This is a genomic window from Candidatus Limnocylindrales bacterium, assembly GCA_035571835.1.
GTDB lineage: Bacteria > Desulfobacterota > Binatia > UBA1149 > CAITLU01 > DATNBU01.
Genome location: DATNBU010000017.1, coordinates 333739 through 350457, shown reverse-complemented (window position 1 = coordinate 350457; position 16719 = coordinate 333739). Strand labels below are relative to the sequence as shown.

At 66.7% G+C, this 16719-nt stretch carries 16 protein-coding genes; 7 read left to right on the top strand and 9 right to left on the bottom strand.

The features are described 5' to 3' along the window. Nucleotides 1-111: 111 nt before the first annotated feature. The 5 genes from VN634_08315 to VN634_08295 form a co-directional block, all read right to left on the bottom strand. Nucleotides 112-1035 carry an SdiA-regulated domain-containing protein gene (locus tag VN634_08315; GenBank protein ID HXC50872.1) on the bottom strand — a complete coding sequence of 308 codons (924 nt, stop codon included), beginning with the start codon at nucleotides 1033-1035 and terminating at the stop codon, nucleotides 112-114. A 187-nt stretch (nucleotides 1036-1222) separates the two neighbouring features. Continuing rightward, nucleotides 1223-1693, bottom strand: a complete 471-nt coding sequence (locus tag VN634_08310) for a hypothetical protein (protein ID HXC50871.1) — start codon at nucleotides 1691-1693, stop codon at nucleotides 1223-1225. Between the two features lie 122 nt (nucleotides 1694-1815). After that, a complete protein-coding gene (locus VN634_08305) occupies nucleotides 1816-2997 on the bottom strand; it encodes a thiolase family protein (GenBank protein HXC50870.1) in 1182 nt (393 codons plus the stop codon). Nucleotides 2998-3104: 107 nt separating this feature from the next. Further along, complete coding sequence (locus tag VN634_08300; GenBank protein ID HXC50869.1) at nucleotides 3105-4427, bottom strand: patatin-like phospholipase family protein; 1323 nt, start codon at nucleotides 4425-4427, stop codon at nucleotides 3105-3107. 190 nt (nucleotides 4428-4617) lie between these two features. Next, on the bottom strand, nucleotides 4618-5637 hold the full coding sequence (locus VN634_08295; protein ID HXC50868.1) for a prenyltransferase: 1020 nt from the start codon (nucleotides 5635-5637) through the stop codon (nucleotides 4618-4620). Between the two features lie 153 nt (nucleotides 5638-5790). Between VN634_08295 and VN634_08290 the strand changes: the two genes are divergently transcribed. The 6 genes from VN634_08290 (at nucleotide 5791) to VN634_08265 (ending at nucleotide 11028) form a co-directional block, all read left to right on the top strand. Further along, a complete protein-coding gene (locus tag VN634_08290) occupies nucleotides 5791-7086 on the top strand; it encodes a hypothetical protein (GenBank protein HXC50867.1) in 1296 nt (431 codons plus the stop codon). A 16-nt stretch (nucleotides 7087-7102) separates the two neighbouring features. Then, the gene (gene ccmA, locus VN634_08285) at nucleotides 7103-7891 is read left to right on the top strand and encodes a heme ABC exporter ATP-binding protein CcmA (GenBank protein HXC50866.1); all 789 of its coding nucleotides are present in this window, start codon (nucleotides 7103-7105) and stop codon (nucleotides 7889-7891) included. Nucleotides 7892-7908: 17 nt separating this feature from the next. Next, complete coding sequence (locus VN634_08280) at nucleotides 7909-8568, top strand: heme exporter protein CcmB (protein ID HXC50865.1); 660 nt, start codon at nucleotides 7909-7911, stop codon at nucleotides 8566-8568. A 106-nt stretch (nucleotides 8569-8674) separates the two neighbouring features. Beyond that, nucleotides 8675-9424, top strand: coding sequence for a cytochrome c biogenesis protein CcsA (gene ccsA / locus VN634_08275; GenBank protein HXC50864.1), 750 nt, complete (start codon nucleotides 8675-8677; stop codon nucleotides 9422-9424). Beyond that, the gene (locus VN634_08270; protein ID HXC50863.1) at nucleotides 9421-9666 is read left to right on the top strand and encodes a hypothetical protein; all 246 of its coding nucleotides are present in this window, start codon (nucleotides 9421-9423) and stop codon (nucleotides 9664-9666) included. Before ccsA ends, VN634_08270 begins: the two co-directional genes overlap by 4 nt. Nucleotides 9667-9729: 63 nt before the next feature. Continuing rightward, complete coding sequence (locus VN634_08265; protein HXC50862.1) at nucleotides 9730-11028, top strand: AarF/ABC1/UbiB kinase family protein; 1299 nt, start codon at nucleotides 9730-9732, stop codon at nucleotides 11026-11028. 8 nt (nucleotides 11029-11036) lie between these two features. Here the strand turns inward: VN634_08265 and VN634_08260 are convergent, their stop codons facing one another. The 3 genes from VN634_08260 to VN634_08250 form a co-directional block, all read right to left on the bottom strand. Next, nucleotides 11037-11663: a riboflavin synthase gene (locus VN634_08260; protein HXC50861.1), complete on the bottom strand. Its 627-nt coding sequence runs from the start codon at nucleotides 11661-11663 to the stop codon at nucleotides 11037-11039. Nucleotides 11664-11675: 12 nt separating this feature from the next. Continuing rightward, nucleotides 11676-11978 (bottom strand): zf-TFIIB domain-containing protein, encoded by a 303-nt coding sequence (locus tag VN634_08255; GenBank protein HXC50860.1) that lies wholly within the window; start codon nucleotides 11976-11978, stop codon nucleotides 11676-11678. Nucleotides 11979-12063: 85 nt separating this feature from the next. Next, the gene (locus tag VN634_08250; protein ID HXC50859.1) at nucleotides 12064-13461 is read right to left on the bottom strand and encodes an alkaline phosphatase family protein; all 1398 of its coding nucleotides are present in this window, start codon (nucleotides 13459-13461) and stop codon (nucleotides 12064-12066) included. A gap of 246 nt (nucleotides 13462-13707) precedes the next feature. On the opposite strand from VN634_08250, the gene clpB reads away from it, so the two are divergent. Further along, nucleotides 13708-16314, top strand: coding sequence for an ATP-dependent chaperone ClpB (clpB, locus tag VN634_08245; protein ID HXC50858.1), 2607 nt, complete (start codon nucleotides 13708-13710; stop codon nucleotides 16312-16314). Between the two features lie 75 nt (nucleotides 16315-16389). Here the strand turns inward: clpB and VN634_08240 are convergent, their stop codons facing one another. Next, nucleotides 16390-16710: a hypothetical protein gene (locus VN634_08240; GenBank protein ID HXC50857.1), complete on the bottom strand. Its 321-nt coding sequence runs from the start codon at nucleotides 16708-16710 to the stop codon at nucleotides 16390-16392. Between the last annotated feature and the right edge of the window lie 9 nt (nucleotides 16711-16719).

Genomic DNA, 16719 nt, shown 5'->3' with positions numbered 1-16719 from the left:
GCTCTCGCAAAAAGCCGACAATATTCGAGTTTGACGGCGACATCGACTGCCGCCGCGGATCGAAATCGGGGACAGACACCGATTTGACGAAATCGGTGTCTGTCCCCGATTTCAGTGGGCGGTTTTGGGCGGCGGCTTGCGCGCTGCGGCAACCGGCAACGTGGAGGCGGCTCCGCGGACGTCGTCGCGCTTGTCGGGAGGCGGCGGCCCGGTGGCAGCGTCGCCGCGGAACGGGTCGCTCTCGGGTTTCCACACGACGAGGCCGCCGGAGTCCTGTGCGATCGCGAAACGGCCGCCGGGCAGCTCGGTGATTCCCTCCGGCATGAATCCGGGGATGCGCACGCTGCGCTCGTAGTTGCCGTCGGCGTCGAGCACGGAGACGCGCTTCCACAGCGCGGAGAGCACGAGGAACTCGCGCGACCCCGGCATCCACGTGACTTCGGAAAGCGGCGCGGAATCGATCGGAATCGCGCGCCGGATCGTCGCCGTCAGAAACTTCTCCTTCGACGTGCGCATCGGGATCGCGAGCTCGACGAGCACCGGAGGATCGTACTGGTTGACGACCCACAGATGCGCGCCTTCCGGATCACTGTCGTCGGGAACGAACGCGAGGCCTTCGACGCCGTCTCCGCCGCGCCGAAGAAAGTTGGGGTCTCCCTTGTAGCTGCGATCGATCGTGAAACGCCGCACGATCCTGAAATCGTCGGGCCGCACTTCGAAGATCACTTCGTGACCTTCGCGCGCGACATACAGAAGGCCGCTCTTCGGATCGACGGAAATGGCCTCGAGATCTCCGCCGAGATGCAGCTCGTGCACGAGCTTTCCGTCGAGTGAGACTTCGCCGATGTCGCCTTCATCGCCGACGACGAACAGGGTCTTGCGAATCGGGTGATAGACGATGCCCGACGGTTCGGGCAGCTCGGCGAGCGGCCATTCGGTGGTGCCGGGCCCTGGATCGCCGAGACGCAGCGCGACGAGAACCGGCGCCGCCACGAGGATCGCAGCGGCCTGGCGAAGCGGACGCCAGCGGAGCAACCGCTCCTTGCCGCGTTCGACTCCACGAGCTTGCGGAACGGAAGCGACGGGAGACGTATCCGGGGAATTCTCCAAGCCTTCGGTTATACGTCAAGGAAATGCGCTCATTCAATGCGCCGGCATTTCCCGTCGTGAAGCGCCCGCTGTGGTTGCGCGAGACGCAGCAGAGTAGCGTTGCGGGCAGCGCTCAGGCCGCGCTGTCTGCCACCGTGCGTCGCAGCACTTCGTCGATGCGACTTTCGTAGCCGCGAACCTCGTCGCCGATCGGCAAAGCGTCTTCGTCGTCGCTTCCGTCGTCGGAGTCGGCGAGCTCGCTCACGCAGACGAACGTGGCTTCGCCGGCTTCGTCCCAGTCGACGAGCACATCGGCCACGTCGCCGCGATCGCAGACGACGATTGCCGCGTTCTCGAGAAGCTGCGGGCGGCGGTCGAGATCGGGACAGATCGAGCCTTCGGCGTCGATGCCGAGCGCCTTGAGCGCAGCCGTTCCGGCATCGCTGAGCCGGCCGGCACCGCTTTCGATGCCTCCGACGCGGATCTCCAGGCGCTCCCCCCAGCCGGAACGAGCCGCCGCGGCGCCGAGCAGGCGCTCGAGCGCAATCGCACGGTCCGGGCTCGATGCGCTCGCGACCAGGATCACTTTACGAGTCGTATCCACGACTCGAGTTGTAGCACGAAAAGAAAAGGCTGCCTGCCCCGGTCATGAGCCTCTTTGCGAAGCGCACTGCATTCCTGCCCCGGTTGGCAGGCAAGCCTTCCCTTGAATGGATTCCGTCTCGTTCAGCAGGCTTCGAACAGCGCGGCCATTCCCTGCCCGCCGCCGATGCACATCGTCACGATGCCGTAACGTCCGCCGCGACGGCGGAGCTCGTAAAGCAGGTGTCCCGTCATGCGCGAGCCGGTCATGCCGTACGGATGGCCGATCGCGATCGAGCCTCCGTTCGGGTTGATCTGCTCGTCCGAGATCTCGAGCTGGCGCATGCAATAGAGAAGCTGCGACGCGAACGCTTCGTTGAGCTCGACGATGTCGATGTCCGACATCTTCAGGCCTGCGCGCTTGAGAAGCTTCGGTACGGCGTAGACCGGTCCGATGCCCATTTCTTCGGGACGGCATCCGGCGACGGCAAAGCCGCGGTAGATGCCGAGCGGCTGGATGCCGAGCTCTTTCGCGCGATCGGCCGACATCAGCACGGTTGCCGAAGAGCCGTCGCTCAGCTGGCTCGCGTTACCGGCGGTAACGGTTCCGGTCGGACGGAACGACGGCGGCAGCGACGCGAGCGCGTCGAGCGTGGTGCTCGCGCGATTGCACTCGTCGCGATCGACGAGCTTGTCCTCCATGACCATGTTCCCGTCGTTGCCCTTGCGCGCGAACTGCACCTGCATCGGTGCGATCTCGTCGTTGAAGATCCCGTTCGCCTGCGCAGCGGCAGTGCGCTGCTGGCTGCGCAGCGCAAACGCGTCCTGGTCCTCGCGCGAGATGTTGTAGCGCTCGGCCACGACCTCGGCAGTCTCGCCCATGCCCATGTAGACGCCCGGCCACATGTCGAACACTTTCTGGCTGACGATGCCGTCGGCGTTCATCTTGCCCTGGCCCATCGTGATGCTCTCGACGCCGCCGCCGATCGCCGCGTTGGCGCCTTCGTTGATGATCTGGTGCGCCGCCATCGCGATCGCCTGCAGGCCCGACGAGCAGAAGCGGTTGACGGTCGTCCCCGCCACGGTCTCCGGAAGCCCGGCGCCGAGTGCGGCAACGCGCGCGACGTTCATTCCCTGCGCGCCTTCGGGGAATCCACAGCCGAGGATGCAGTCCTCGATTTCTTTCGGGTCCAGTCTGGGAACCTGCTCGAGCGCAGCCTTGATGACGTGGCTCGCCATTTCGTCCGGACGCGTCGCATTGAACGATCCGCGGTACGACTTGGCCAGGCCGGTGCGCTTGCTCGCAACGATGACGGCTTCTCGCATGAAACGAACTCCTTGAAGGTCGGGGGCTCGGCAAGGCTTCCCTTTGCCGGCGGCGGGAACTTATGCGGAACGGGCGGGTTTGGAAACGCGGCGATCCCGGGTGTCGGCTACGCGCGCTCGGCCGCTTCCCCGGCGACCGTCGGCACCGCGCGCAGCTTTCGCGGTGCGCGCGTGACCCGTTCTGCCATCGGCTCGGCGCCGCGGATGAAATCCTCGATTTCGGCCGCGCGCGCATCGGCGTCGCGCCAGCCAATTTCGACGAGCGTTCTCGTGAACGCCCCGTCGAACAGAAGATAGCTCATCAGGTCGGCGCTCTGCGCGTCGGGGATGCCGAGACCGTCGAGAACGTAGCGAACGATGCGCGGCATCCGGTGGGCGAATCGCTGGGCAATCAGCGCGAGATCCTCGGAAGGCGACACGACCAGCGATTCGATCGGCCGCATGCCTTCGACTGCCGGCGCGGCCGGCTCACCGGCTGCTCCTTCGTGGACTGCCGGAACATGATTCGCGAGCAGCGTATTCATGCGGCGCAGGTGATCGATGTCGGCGTCGAGATGATCGAGGAAGATCGCGTTGAAGAATACGCCGCAGACCTGGGCAAGAGGCGGACAGGCGAGATGTCCGGACTCACCGTCGGCAGTGGTCGGCGCACGTTCCTCGTGCGCGAGCGTATCGGCCGCCCTCGACGAACGCACGCCGACCGCGAGGATACGCGTTGCGCCGAGGCGGATGGCGGGGCTCATCGGCGCAACGAGGCGAAGCGCGCCATCGCCGAACCACAGTCCCCCCGTGTCCTCCTCGATACGGACCGGCGGAAACAGGATCGGGATCGCGGAGGACGCGAGCACGTGGCGATGCGTCAGGACTGCCGGCAGCACGACCCGCCGCGACTTCGACCAGACCGGATGCCCGCGCCGCCCCTGCACGAACGTATACGACCGACCGGAGTGATAGCTCGTTGCCGTAACGGCGACGGCGTAGAGCTGTCCGCGACGGATCGCATCGGCGATCCCGTGCGGCGGAAACGCCGCTTCCATCATCGCCTCGAGCGGAGACGTGTCGAAGATTCCGTGCGTGACCGTGTGGCCGAGGATGCTGCCAAGCAGGAAATCGCGCGCGAGCAGTGCGCCGGTGGTCACGAGCGACGGAATGTCGGAGCGGAAAACCTTCTCGACGGTCAGCTCGCACCACAGCCGCGCAACGTCGACGCCGGCATCGCCGAAGTCGGCTGCGCGCGCTGCAAGCGCCGTCCCGTTGATCGCCCCGGCCGAAGCGCCGGTAATGATCGCAAACGGCGACGGTGCGTTGCGCAGCGACGGAATCTCGGCGATCCGGCGCATTACGCCGGCCTGGTAGGCGCCGCGTGCGCCGCCTGCCGTCATGACGAGACCGAGCACGCGGTCGAAGCAGCAACGGCCATGCCACGGCACCCGCAGTCGCCGGGGCCAGCGCAATTTCCGCGCAGGCGTTGGTGCGTCCGCGAAATTGCGGGAGTTTCGCGCGTCCGAGCGCCCGCAGCGCTGCCCGGCAAGAGAACGCCGCACACGCGCGCTGCCCGATCGGCGGGCACGCGGTGGATGCTGGTAAGGCACCGCCACCATGTGCCGAGCCGCTGTGCCGCTACGGATGCAGCGAGACGTGCAGCGGGATCAGGCAATCGGCGAGCAGCCCGAGCACGAACAGCCCGCCGGCGCGGCGATTGAGACGGAACGCCCACGCAACGTACCACAGCGGCCAGATCGGATAGCCCGGCGGCGGCCCGTCCGGCGGCGGCTTTCGGAACGTCTCGAGCGTCTCGAGCAGGCGCGGAATTGCGGCGACCACGAGCAGGCACCATGCGCTGACGACGCCGGTAACGACGAGCAGCGCGACCAGCACGAAATACGCCGCCATCATCGCGCGCGTCCACGACAGCGCACGTTCCCGTCCGAGAATGACCGGCAGCGTTCGGATTCCCTTCGCCGCGTCGGAATCGAGCTTGTCGACGTGCTTCCCGAACAGCACGGTCGTCACCAGCATCGCGTACGGAAGGCTCGCGAGAAACACCCACGGCGGCGCAGAGCCGGTCGTCACGAAGTACGTGCCGCCGATCATCAGCGGTCCCCACACGATCGCAACGCCGGGCTCGCCGAGGCCGCGGTGCTTCAGCTTGAGCGGCGGCGCCACGTAGAAGACGCTGATGAACAGGCCCGACAGCGCGAACACGAGCACCGGCCACCCGCGCAGCGAGACGAGCTGGACGAGGATCGCAAGATCGATGACGTTGGCGACGAGGATCGCTGCAATCAGCCCCTGCTTCGAGATCAGGCCCGACAGGATCGGGTGCGGCGCGTACACCGTGCGAACGTAACCGGCCGTATCGACGCCTCCGATCACGTCGAACAGGTCGTTGATCATGTTGTTGGCCGCGTGCGCGACCACGAGGCCGACGAGCGCGAGGAAAAAGCACCCGAAGCTCGTATCCGGCGAATGCACGGCGAGCAGCCCGCCGATCAGGCCCGAGCACAGCGTCATCGGGAAAACGCTTGCGCGAATGATCAGCAGCCAGCGCGAGACGAGATCCATCTCGGCGCCTCTCGGCAGATTCTGGGTCGCGATCACGGCGCCCCAGTTCGAAACCACGGAGCTTCTCGAAGTCATGGGCCGGAGTTTCGCGGGCCGTCGCCACTGGCGCAAACCGTCATGATGCGAGAATCGCCTGCGGGCACGGCACCGATGCTTGCGCGCTCTTCGCCCGGCGGCTGCGAGCTTTCCGCTCGATTACCGGGGTCCGGCTCGATATACAGGCTGTCGATGGCCGAAACGCTCCTTGTACTGGTCAGCGGCCGGGGAGCGCTTACCACGCTGGCCGGAGTGCCGTCCGTGCAGCGCCACGTGCAGGCCGGCCACCTGCTCGGTCTCGACGTCATCGTCGTCTATCCGCCCGAGCGCCGCGCGCTCGGCGCCGAAATCCGCGGGCTTCTCGATTCGTCCACGCGCTGCATGCCTGCCGATCAGTTCGCCGAGCTTCCCGGCGCTCCGCACGACGCGATGCTCGCGATTGCCGCCGAATGGTACCTTTCGCTGACGGCGATGATCGCAATTCGGGACGCCGGCAGGCTCCCGGCGTTCGGCCGTGTCTGCGAGCGCGGCTGCATCTCGGCGCCGATCGCCTGCGTGACGCGGGAAGACGCCGTGCGTGTTGCCGCGCAGCTCGGCACGACGTCGGCTGCGTCCGCCCTCGGCGCGCTGATTCACGAGGACTCGGCGCGCGACGCCGCTCTCGTCGATCTGGATTCGCATTCCGAGCAGCGCCTGAGCGACAACGTTTCGACTGCGCATGCCGAAGAGAAGCTGATCGAGAACCTGTTCGGACCGCAGCGCGTGCTTCCCGTGCTGCGCTTGCGCCCGACACTCGCTCCACCGCTGGCCGAGCTGCTCGGAGGCACCGCGCTCGGGCCCGCGGGCATTTCGGCGATCAAGCTCGTCATCGGCCTTGCTGCGGCGTGGATCCTCGAAGGCGGAAGCTTTACCGCCGGCGTGGTCGGCGCGTTCCTTTACTTTCTCGCGCGGCTGGTCGGCGCGTCGGGCATCGTGCTGGCGCGCGCAAGCTTCACCGACGCCGACATCCGCGAGAAGCTCGATCTGGCCGGCGACACCGTGCTGCACATCGCGCTGCTGTGGAGCCTGGCCGGCGGAGCCGCGCGCGAATCGTCCGGCGTGCTGCTGGCAACGATTGCGACCATCGGCGTGCTCGTCAGCACCGGCATCGCGTATGTCTTCGTCATCAGGGAATCCTGGGACGCGCGCAGGCGCACGTCCGCGACACGCTCCAGCGCAGCGGCGTCCGCGGAGCCTGCCGGCGTCCAGGCGCTTTCGACGATGCGCGGCGCGCCGGCATCGCATGCTCCGGCCGCCGGCGACGAGTTCGTCTCGCGTTTCGTACAGCGCGACGGCATCGCGTACGCGCTCCTGTTCGCCGCCGTGACCGGCAATCTCGATCTCTTCCTGCTCGCGGCTGCCGTCGCCAGTCATCTGTTCTACGTGCTGTGGCTGATCACGCGCCCGCGCGATATGGGCAGTCCGATGGCTCTCGGCCGCGCAGCCTGAGACACACCCTTTTTCCATGACGAGCGCTGCGACCAGCCATGCTGCTGCCGGCACCACGGCCGCATCCGAAGAGTCCGGTCCGGCAATCCGCATCCAGTCGTTGCGGCGCCGTTTCGCTGCGGTACCGGTGCTGCGCGGCGTCGATCTCGTGGTCACGCGCGGCGAGTGCGTCGCGATCTTCGGCGCCAACGGCGCCGGCAAGACGACGCTGCTGCGCATGCTGGCCGGCCTCCTGCGCGCGGAGTCCGGCACCGTCGAGCTGTTCGGAGCGGCGCTGCCGGCGAGCGCGAACCTGCGGCGCCGGATCGGTTATCTCGGCCACGAGTCGTTCCTGTATCGCGACCTCGATGCGCGCGAGAACCTTGCGTATTACGGCCGCCTTTTCGCAGTGCACGATCCATCGCGCGCTGACGCAATGATTGCGCGCGTCGGGCTCGCGCATGCAAGCACCAAGCTCGTCGGCACGTATTCGCGCGGTATGCTGCAGCGTCTCGGGCTCGCGCGCGCGCTGCTCCACGCACCCGACCTGTTGCTTCTCGACGAGCCGCTGACCGGCCTCGATCCGGCCGGAGCCCGCCTGCTGAGCGAGATCCTCGACGAACGGCGCGCGCAGGGCGTCACCATCGTCATGGCCACGCACGACATCGATCGTGCGCTCGAGTCGGCCACGCGCGCCGTCATCCTCGACCGCGGGCAGGTCGCGTGGGACAGCGCGGCGGACGGCAATGGCGTCGGCGTACCCGACGCCGCACAAATTTCGGCGCGCTGCGCAGAGATCGCGGCGCCCGCCGGATCATCGAGATAGCGGGAGCAGGAATCCGCGTGCTTGCGCTTTTGTGGAAGGATCTCGTGCTCGAAGCCCGCTCGCGCGAAACGCTGCCGGCGCTGTTCGTGCTCGGCCTGCTCGTGCTGGTGGTCTTCCAGTTCGCGCTTGCGCTCAGGCCGGAGGATTCGGCCCGGCTCGGCGCCGGAATCCTCTGGGTCGCCGTCGTCTTTGCGGCCGTGCTCGCGCTCGGGCGAACGTTTCTCATCGAGCGTGAGAACGCGTGCATTGAAGGACTGCTCACTTCTCCGCTCGACCGCGGCACGATCTTTCTGGCCAAGCTCGCGGTCAACGTGATCCTGCTGGTCGCATTCGAGACGCTTCTCGTACCCGCGTTCTCGCTCATGTACGGAGTTTCCCTGCTGGCAAGTCCCGTCGCGCTGGTCGCGGTGCTGCTGCTCGGGACAGTCGGTCTCGCGGCGGTCGGCACGCTGTTCGCGCTCGCCGCCCTCGGGACACGCGCCCGTGAAATGGTGCTGCCGCTGCTGGTGCTGCCGCTGCAGATCCCGCTTCTGATCGCCGCCGTGCAGGCCACGCAGCTCGCGCTCGGCGGGGCAGGCGCAGGTGCACTCGGCATGCCGGGGCAGCTTCTCGTCACCTTCGACATCGTCGTCGTGACAGCCGGCTGGATGCTGTTCGAATTCGTGCTCGTCGACTGATCGGCGCGGCGGGAGGCCCGCGCGGCCGCTCGCTTCGCCGGCCGCAGCCGTTGCGGCGGATTAGACTCGCCGGGCCGGCACCAGCACACTGGCCCGCGGCAAAACGATGGCAGCCTCGCAAATACAGAAGTGGATCCTGCGCGTGGCGCCGCTCATCGCTCTTCCGCTGATGCTCGTCTCGCTCATCCAGATCTTCTTCTGGGTGCCCACCGAAAAAACACTCGGATTCAGCCAGCGGATCTTCTACTGGCACGTGCCGGCGGCCACGTTCTGCTACGTGGCATTCGTCGGCGCCGGGCTCGCGAGCGTCGCGTTCCTGCTGTCGCGAAAAGTTGTCTGGGATCACGCGGCGCACGCCGCGGTATCGGTCGGGATGGTGTTTGCGACGATCGTGCTCGGTACCGGCTCGATCTGGGCGCACACCGCCTGGAACACGTGGTGGACGCCGGATTCCCGACTGACGACGTTCCTGGTGCTGTGGCTCGTGTTCGCATCGTACGTGCTGCTGCGGATCTTCGCGCGCGACAATGAAATGGCGCCGCGCTACGCCGCCGTGCTCGCCATCCTCGGCGCGGCGATCATTCCGCTGGTGATTCTCGCAACCCGCATGTTCAACACCATCCATCCGCAGGTCATCAACAATCCGAAAGGCGGCATCGACGATCCGCGGATGGTGACGACGCTGCTCGTCAGTCTCGCGGCCTTCCTGCCGCTTCTCGCATGGCTGTGGGCGATCAAGTTCGCCGAGCTTCGCGCGGCGGCGTGGATCGAGCTTTTCGAAGGCGATCTGGCCGCCGACTTTCATCGACCGGGCTCATCGCCCGGTGCCGCCGAAACAAGGAACCTACCGCGATGAACGAGACGACGGCGGAAACCCAGGCAGGATCAGCAGCCGATGATCTTGCCGCACGGCAGCTTCACCACGTCGGTGCGGCCTACGGCCTCGTCTTCCTTCTGGTCTTCTTCTTCGCCTGGCGCGCGACGCAGGCCACCAGGCGGCTTTCGGAACGCATCGACGAGCTCAAAAGCGAGTCGCGAATGGACGAAATTGAGCGCGAGTCCGATATCGGCGGGCGCGGGTCGCGCAGCGGTCGCTGACGGGGTCCGACGCGCTTGAACGAGCTCGAATCTCCGGCCGTCCTTCGGGCGCAGCCACTGCCGTTGCCGGTACGTACGCGGCGCTTCCTGCGTGTCGCGCGGCTCGTCGTGTCCGTCTACGCCGATTACAAGGCGCGCCAGATTCACGGCCGGATCACCGGCGGCAGCGCGCAAGCCGACTGGTACGACCATCAGCACGAGCGCGCCGCGCGCCGGCTGCGCGACGCCGCCGTCGACATGGAAGGCCTGCTGATCAAGGTCTGCCAGTTCATGGGCAGCCGCGCCGACGTGCTGCCGCCGAGCTTCATCCGTGTGCTCGGCGAGCTGCACGATCGCGTGCCGCCGCGTCCGTTCGGCCAGATCCGCCCGCACATCGAGGCGAGCCTCGGACGCCCGCTCGAGCAGTGTTACGCAACGGTCGACGAGACTCCGGTCGCATCGGCATCGCTCGCGCAAGTGCATCGCGGACGCACGACGGACGGTCGCGACGTGGCGATCAAGGTGCAGTACCCCGACATCGACCGGGTAGTCGCGACCGACCTCGCGAACTTTTCGTTCTTCGTGCACCTGCTCGTGCGCATCGAGCGCAACTTCGACCTGCGCATCGTGCTCGAGGAAGTGAAGAACCTGATTCCGCTCGAGCTCGACTTCGTGCGCGAAGCCGCCAACGCCCGCCGTTTCGCCGCAGATTTTGCCGGAGATCCTTCGGTGCGCTTTCCGGTCCCGATCGCCGAGCTCACGTCACGCCACGTGCTGACGATGGACTTCATCGAAGGAGTCAAGATCACCGATCTCGATGCGCTGGCCGCGCTCGGCATCGACAAGCACGAGGTCGCCGAGCTGCTCACGCGCGTGTGTGTGCGACAGATCCTCGAGCACGGGTTTTTCCACGGCGATCCGCATCCCGGAAATCTCCTGATCCGCAAGGAACCGACGGGGATCCAGCTCGTCGTGCTCGACCTCGGCCTCGCCAAGGCATTCACGCCGGAGCTTCGCGACGGCATCATCCGGCTCACCGTGGCGATCATCGGCAAGGATCCGCATGCGACCGGTGAAGCGTTCCGTGCGCTCGGATTCCGGCTGCGCGACGGCGGCGACGACACGTTCGTCGCGCTCGGCGAGCTGTTTCTCGGCCAGGCGCTGCAGTCCGGCCGCGCATACGCGAACATGGAAATGGTCGACCGCATCCAGACCGAGCTGCTCGCCGCGATCCGGGCGAACCCGATCGTGCGCGCGCCGTCGGACCTGATGCTGGTGCTGCGCGTGATGGGACTGTTGTCAGGGATCGGAAAGACGCTCGATTCGCAGGTCAATCCGCTTGCGGCGATCCTGCCGTTCCTCGGGGCATCAGGAACGAAGTAGCCGCGCGGTTACGGGCGCCGCCCTCCGGCGTCGATGCGCGCCGCGATCGCAGCGTCGACGAGCTGCGCGACGTACTTTCCCATCACGTCGAGCTCGATGTTCACGCGCGCTCCCGGCTTGCGCAGACCGAGCGTCGTGACGGCCAGCGTGTGCGGGATGACCGCGACATCGAAGCATCCGTCGCGGCAGCCGAAACACGTCAGGCTGATGCCGTCGACGGCGACCGAGCCCTTCTCGACGATCATTTTCGTCATCGCCGCGTCGACCCGGAACGTGAACACCTTCGATTCGCCTTCGTCGCGGATGGAGTCGACGGTGCCCGTGCCGTCGAGATGGCCGGAGACCATGTGGCCTCCGAGACGATCGCCGAGGCGCATCGCGCGCTCGAGGTTGACGGCGTCGCCGACGGCCAGATCGCCAAGCGTCGAACGGCGCAGCGATTCGGCCGACACGTCGACGGCGAAGCAGCCGCCGGCCGCCGATACGACCGTCATGCAGGCGCCGGCGATCGCGATGCTCTCGCCGGTTTGGAACGTCTCAACGGGAAGCGACGTGGCGATCGAGAGTCGACGTCCGGCCTCCAGGTCTTCCGACCCGGCGACGCGGCCGACGTCCTCTATGATGCCGGTGAACACCGTTCGGCCGGCTCAACGGCCGAGCAGCACGCGAAGCCAGCGTGTCACGCTCGGTTCTTCTTCGTTCCTGAGAATCGTTTCGAGCTCGCCGTTGTCGAGCCAGATTCCATGGCAGGTCGGACAGACGTCGACCGAGACTTTGTGCTCGATGCGCGTGACGAGCGAGTCGCCGTCGCGCGGACACGCACGCGCACCGACGCCTCCGCCGGCGCTCAGCCTGGCGAGACGCTCGCGCTCCACCTGTGCCATGTACTGGTCTTCGTCGCCCCTGCCCTTGTCGTGCAGCTTGGCGCCGAGACGGTCTTTCTCTTCCATGAGCGTGTTCCTTTCGAGATCGATTCGGCCGGCGACGAGGTCCGGGCCGCGCGCATGTTAAGCACGGCAGCCGATCCGGATCGAGCTACCGGCAGCGCACGCGTTCGGAATCGCCGGAGCACGAAAGCGTGTCTGCGGCCTCGGCCGACGCGCATTCGTCCGGATCGCCGAACACGACGGCTGTTCGGATCCCGGTGGGTGCGGGCAGCACGATCGCCCCTCCGCGGCCTTTGACGAGAATCCGGATCTCGCCGCTTTGTTTCGCCGACCGATCGATGACGACGGCCTTCGTGATGCCGGCCACGCTTGCGGTCGGGTCGACATACGTCCAGCGCGTTCCGGCACTGTTCGTCGTCCACGCGGCGCCGCCGGGCAATGTGGCGTCGAAACCATCGGTGCCGCTCGCGCTGTCGACGCGGACGCGAACTCCGGCCACCGGTGGATTCACGCCGGCAAACGGAGCGGGAAGAATCGCGCTCGCCCGGAGCCGCACGGTGAACGGATCCGCCGCGAGGCTCAGCGAGACGTCCGACAGCACGATTCCGCTCGAGCACGCGGCGATCGTCACGCACTGGCACGCGCTGCAGCTCTCGCCCGCGCCACAGCCCGCGTCGCTGCCATCGCATTCCTCAGGACTCTCGACGATGCCGTTGCCGCACGACGCGAAAATGTTCGCAATCGGCGTCGCCGACGCGCTCGTGCCTGCGTAACCGAGGCCGTAGAGGTCCTCGATCGTCCGCAGCAGATCGACGTGGTCGATGACCTGCGCATACGCGCCGGGCACCACCCCCGCGCCGAGGATGAGCGTGGCAATATGGTTGCCCGAGAGGTTGTCGTCCTCGTCCCACGTCAGCACGAACAGGCTGTTGTGATCGCCGGCCCACTGGACGTAGGCGTCGAGGTTGGCTGCGAGCCACGCGTCGCCTTCGGCGATGGTTCCGTCGTGCATGTCGTGAAGCTGGTTCGGCACCACGATCGATACCGTCGGCAGCGTCGTGAAATCCGCAGGAAACGCAGTGAACGGCTGGTTCTGCGCAGGAGCGATGTTCGAGAAGCTGACCCACGGATTGTGCTTGCGCCGGTATGCACCCGAGCTGCAGACCGTCGATCCCGCAGCAGGCAGCTCGTCGGAATATCCGGTGAACGTGTAGCCGACCGCGACCAGCAGGCTGCCGAGATTGTCCGTCGCAAACGGCCCGACCGGACACGTGTTGTCGGTGACGCCCTGGTTCGAGCCCGAGAACAGCCAGAAGTAATTCGGCTGGCTGGGATGGGTGACGCCGTACGACGCCGTCATCAGCGCGGCATCCGCGACCAGACTGTTGATGTACGGCGCATCGGCCGAGCCGATGATCGAATCGTACGAGCGGTTCTCCATGATTGCGATCACGACGTGATCGGGTGCGGCCACCGCCACATGCGGGCACCACGCCGCCCCGATGAAGGCTCCGACGAGCGCCGGGAATCTGAAACGCGACCGCATCTGGTGCATCGAGGTATCCCGATCGATGCAGGCTGGTCAATGGATGCGCCGTACAGCCGGCGCATTTCGCCGCACGCGCGCCCGCAGATCGCTGGACTGGCCGGACATGTTTTGCCACGTTTTCCGCAGTCGCGGCGGCCGATCGGCCGCCGGCCCGGCGCACGGGATTTCCCGGTTGCCCCCCGGATCTTCGTGCTTACTTCGGAATAAGTCGCGGTCCCGCGACAAGCTCGCAAGGGAGCGGATATGGACAAAAATTATACGGACAAGACGCAGGCGGCGATCTCCGAGGCCCAGGGTCTCGCGCTCGATCGCAACAATACGACGATCGAGCCCGAGCATCTGCTGCTCGCGCTCGTCACGCAGCAGGACGGCCTGGTGCCGACGATCATCCGGCGGCTCGGCCGCGAGCCGTCCGCGCTCAAAAACCGGCTCGAGACGGCTCTGTCGCGGCTGCCGACCGCCCCCGGCGGAAGCGACCAGCTTCATGCCGGCACGCGCTTCGCGAAAGTCCTTCGCGAAGCGAGCCGCGTGATGGAAACCTTCGGCGACTCGTACGTCAGCGTCGAGCACCTGCTGCTCGCGCTCATCGCGGACAAGGGCGAGGCCGGCAGGATCCTCGCCGAATTCGACATCAAGCAAGCGGCCGTCGAGAAGATCGTCCGCGAGCTTCGCCAGGGCGCGAATGTCGAGTCCGGCAATCCGGAAGCGACGATGGAAGCGCTCACCAAGTACGGCCGCGACCTGACCGATGCCGCGTCGGCCGGCAAGCTCGATCCCGTGATCGGTCGCGACGACGAAATCCGCCGCGTGATCGAAGTGCTGTCGCGCCGCACCAAGAACAACCCGGTGCTGATCGGCGAGCCGGGTGTCGGCAAGACCGCGATCGTCGAAGGCCTCGCGCGCCGCATCGTGGCCGGCGACGTTCCCGAAGGCCTCAAAGACCGCAAGGTGATCGCGCTCGACATGGGCGCGCTGATTGCGGGCGCCAAATTCCGCGGCGAGTTCGAAGAGCGGCTGAAGGCCGTCCTCAAGGCGGTGCAGGAGTCCGGAGGACAGATCATTCTGTTCATCGACGAGCTGCACACCGTCGTCGGTGCCGGCGCGGCCGAGGGCGCGATGGACGCCGGAAACCTCCTGAAGCCCCTCCTCGCACGCGGCGAGCTGCACTGCATCGGTGCGACCACGCTCAGCGAGTATCGCAAGTACGTCGAGAAGGACGCCGCGCTCGAGCGCCGCTTCCAGCCGGTGCGCGTGGCTCCACCGTCGGTCCCCGATACGATCTCGATCCTTCGCGGCCTCAAGGAGCGCTACGAAATCCACCACGGCGTGCGCATCAAGGACTCCGCGCTGGTGACGGCCGCGATCCTTTCCGACCGTTACATTGCCGACCGCTTCCTGCCGGACAAGGCCATCGATCTCGTCGACGAAGCCGCCGCCCGGCTTCGCACCGAGATGGATTCGATGCCGGTCGCGCTCGACGAAGTCTCGCGGCGCGTGATGCAGCTCGAGATCGAGCGCGAGGCGCTGAGGCGCGAGACCGACTCCGCATCGCGCCAGCGCCTCGAAAAGCTCGAGAAGGAGCTTGCCGAGCTGCGCTCCGAGCACGACGAGCTCAAGGCGCGCTGGGAAGTCGAGCGCGGCGCGAGCCAGAAGCTTCGCGATCTCAAGAGCCAGATCGAAGACGTGCGAACCCAGATCCAGCAGGCCGAGCGCGCCTACGACCTGAACAAGGCCGCCGAGCTCAAGTACGGCACGCTCGTCGCGCTCGAAAAGCAGCTCGCCGAGGCCGAAGCCGATCTCAGCAAGGAGCAGAGCCACCTCGTGCGCGAGGAAGTCAGCGAGGACGACATCGCAGCGGTGGTCTCGCGCTGGACGCGCATTCCGGTCTCCAAGCTGATGGAAGGCGAAGCGGAACGACTCATCCATCTTGCCGACCGCCTGCACGAGCGCGTCGTCGGCCAGCACGAAGCGGTGCAGGCCGTCGCCGACGCCGTCGTGCGCGCGCGCTCGGGCCTTTCGGACCCGAATCGCCCGCTCGGCTCGTTCCTGTTCCTCGGACCGACCGGCGTGGGCAAAACCGAGCTGGCCAAGGCGCTCGCGGCTGAGCTGTTCGACGACGAGCACGCGATGGTGCGCATCGACATGTCCGAGTACATGGAGAAGCACTCGGTCTCGCGCCTGATCGGCGCTCCGCCGGGCTACGTCGGTTACGAGGAAGGCGGCCAGCTCACCGAAGCCGTGCGCCGCCGCCCGTACACCGTCGTGCTGCTCGACGAGATCGAGAAGGCGCACCGCGAAGTCTTCAACAGCCTGCTGCAGGTGCTCGACGACGGCCGCCTGACCGACGGCCAGGGCCGCACGGTGGTGTTCACCAACACCGTGATCCTGATGACGTCGAACATCGGCAGCGCCGAGATCCTGGCGTACCGCGGCGCCGAGGACACCGAGACGTACGAGCGGATGAAGACCGAAGTGCTCGGCCTCTTGTCACGCGAGTTCCGTCCCGAGTTCCTGAACAGGCTCGACGAGATCGTCGTGTTCCACGGCCTCACGCGCGAGGAGCTGCGCCAGATCGTCGACCTGCAGCTTGCAAGGCTCGTTGCACGGCTCGAGTCGCGCAACATCACGCTGCGGCTCACCGATCAGGCGCGCGACCATCTGGCGATGGTCGGCTACGATCCGGCGTACGGGGCGAGGCCGCTCAAGCGCACGATCCAGCGCGAGCTCGAAAACGAGCTCGCGAAGAGGATCGTCGGTGGAGAGATCCGCGACGGCATGGAAATCGTCGTCGACAAGTCGGACGGCGATGCGCATCTCACGTTCCGGACGGCGCTGGCACAGGCCGCGTAAAGCAACGGACATCGAGAAAGGGGACAGGCGCGTGTGCCTGTCCCCTTTTTTTTGAATCGCAGGAGCCGGTCGAAATTACGGTTTGGCTGCGGCCGGAGCGTTCTCGATGCATCTTGCCTGCAGCCGGCCGAGCGCCGCGGCAATTGCCAGCGCACTCGCGTTGGGCACGCTCGTAACGATGAAGCGCGCGCTGCTGCGCATCTGTTCCCTGCTCTTCTCGCAGTCCGCGGAGGTTTCATGCGACGACGCCTGCGTCCATCTCGAGATCGGAGGCAGCTCGGTTCCCAAAGGAACGGGCGGCGTCATCAGCAGCCATGCACCAAGAAGCAGCGGGCGAGCGAACCTGTGGTTGCAGCGGATCATCGTGGCCACATCCTTCCTGCCCTCGTTCGACATGTCCATACT

Bases quoted from the DNA above. Each gene is read 5' to 3' on its own strand.
- VN634_08270 (HXC50863.1), top strand. From the start codon at position 9,421: ATGAACGAGACGACGGCGGAAACCCAGGCAGGATCAGCAGCCGATGAT.
- VN634_08305 (HXC50870.1), bottom strand. From the start codon at position 2,997: ATGCGAGAAGCCGTCATCGTTGCGAGCAAGCGCACCGGCCTGGCCAAG.
- VN634_08290 (HXC50867.1), top strand. From the start codon at position 5,791: ATGGCCGAAACGCTCCTTGTACTGGTCAGCGGCCGGGGAGCGCTTACC.
- VN634_08250 (HXC50859.1), bottom strand. From the start codon at position 13,461: ATGCGGTCGCGTTTCAGATTCCCGGCGCTCGTCGGAGCCTTCATCGGG.
- VN634_08295 (HXC50868.1), bottom strand. From the start codon at position 5,637: ATGACTTCGAGAAGCTCCGTGGTTTCGAACTGGGGCGCCGTGATCGCG.
- VN634_08255 (HXC50860.1), bottom strand. From the start codon at position 11,978: ATGGAAGAGAAAGACCGTCTCGGCGCCAAGCTGCACGACAAGGGCAGG.
- ccsA (HXC50864.1), top strand. From the start codon at position 8,675: ATGGCAGCCTCGCAAATACAGAAGTGGATCCTGCGCGTGGCGCCGCTC.
- ccmA (HXC50866.1), top strand. From the start codon at position 7,103: ATGACGAGCGCTGCGACCAGCCATGCTGCTGCCGGCACCACGGCCGCA.
- clpB (HXC50858.1), top strand. From the start codon at position 13,708: ATGGACAAAAATTATACGGACAAGACGCAGGCGGCGATCTCCGAGGCC.
- VN634_08240 (HXC50857.1), bottom strand. From the start codon at position 16,710: ATGTCGAACGAGGGCAGGAAGGATGTGGCCACGATGATCCGCTGCAAC.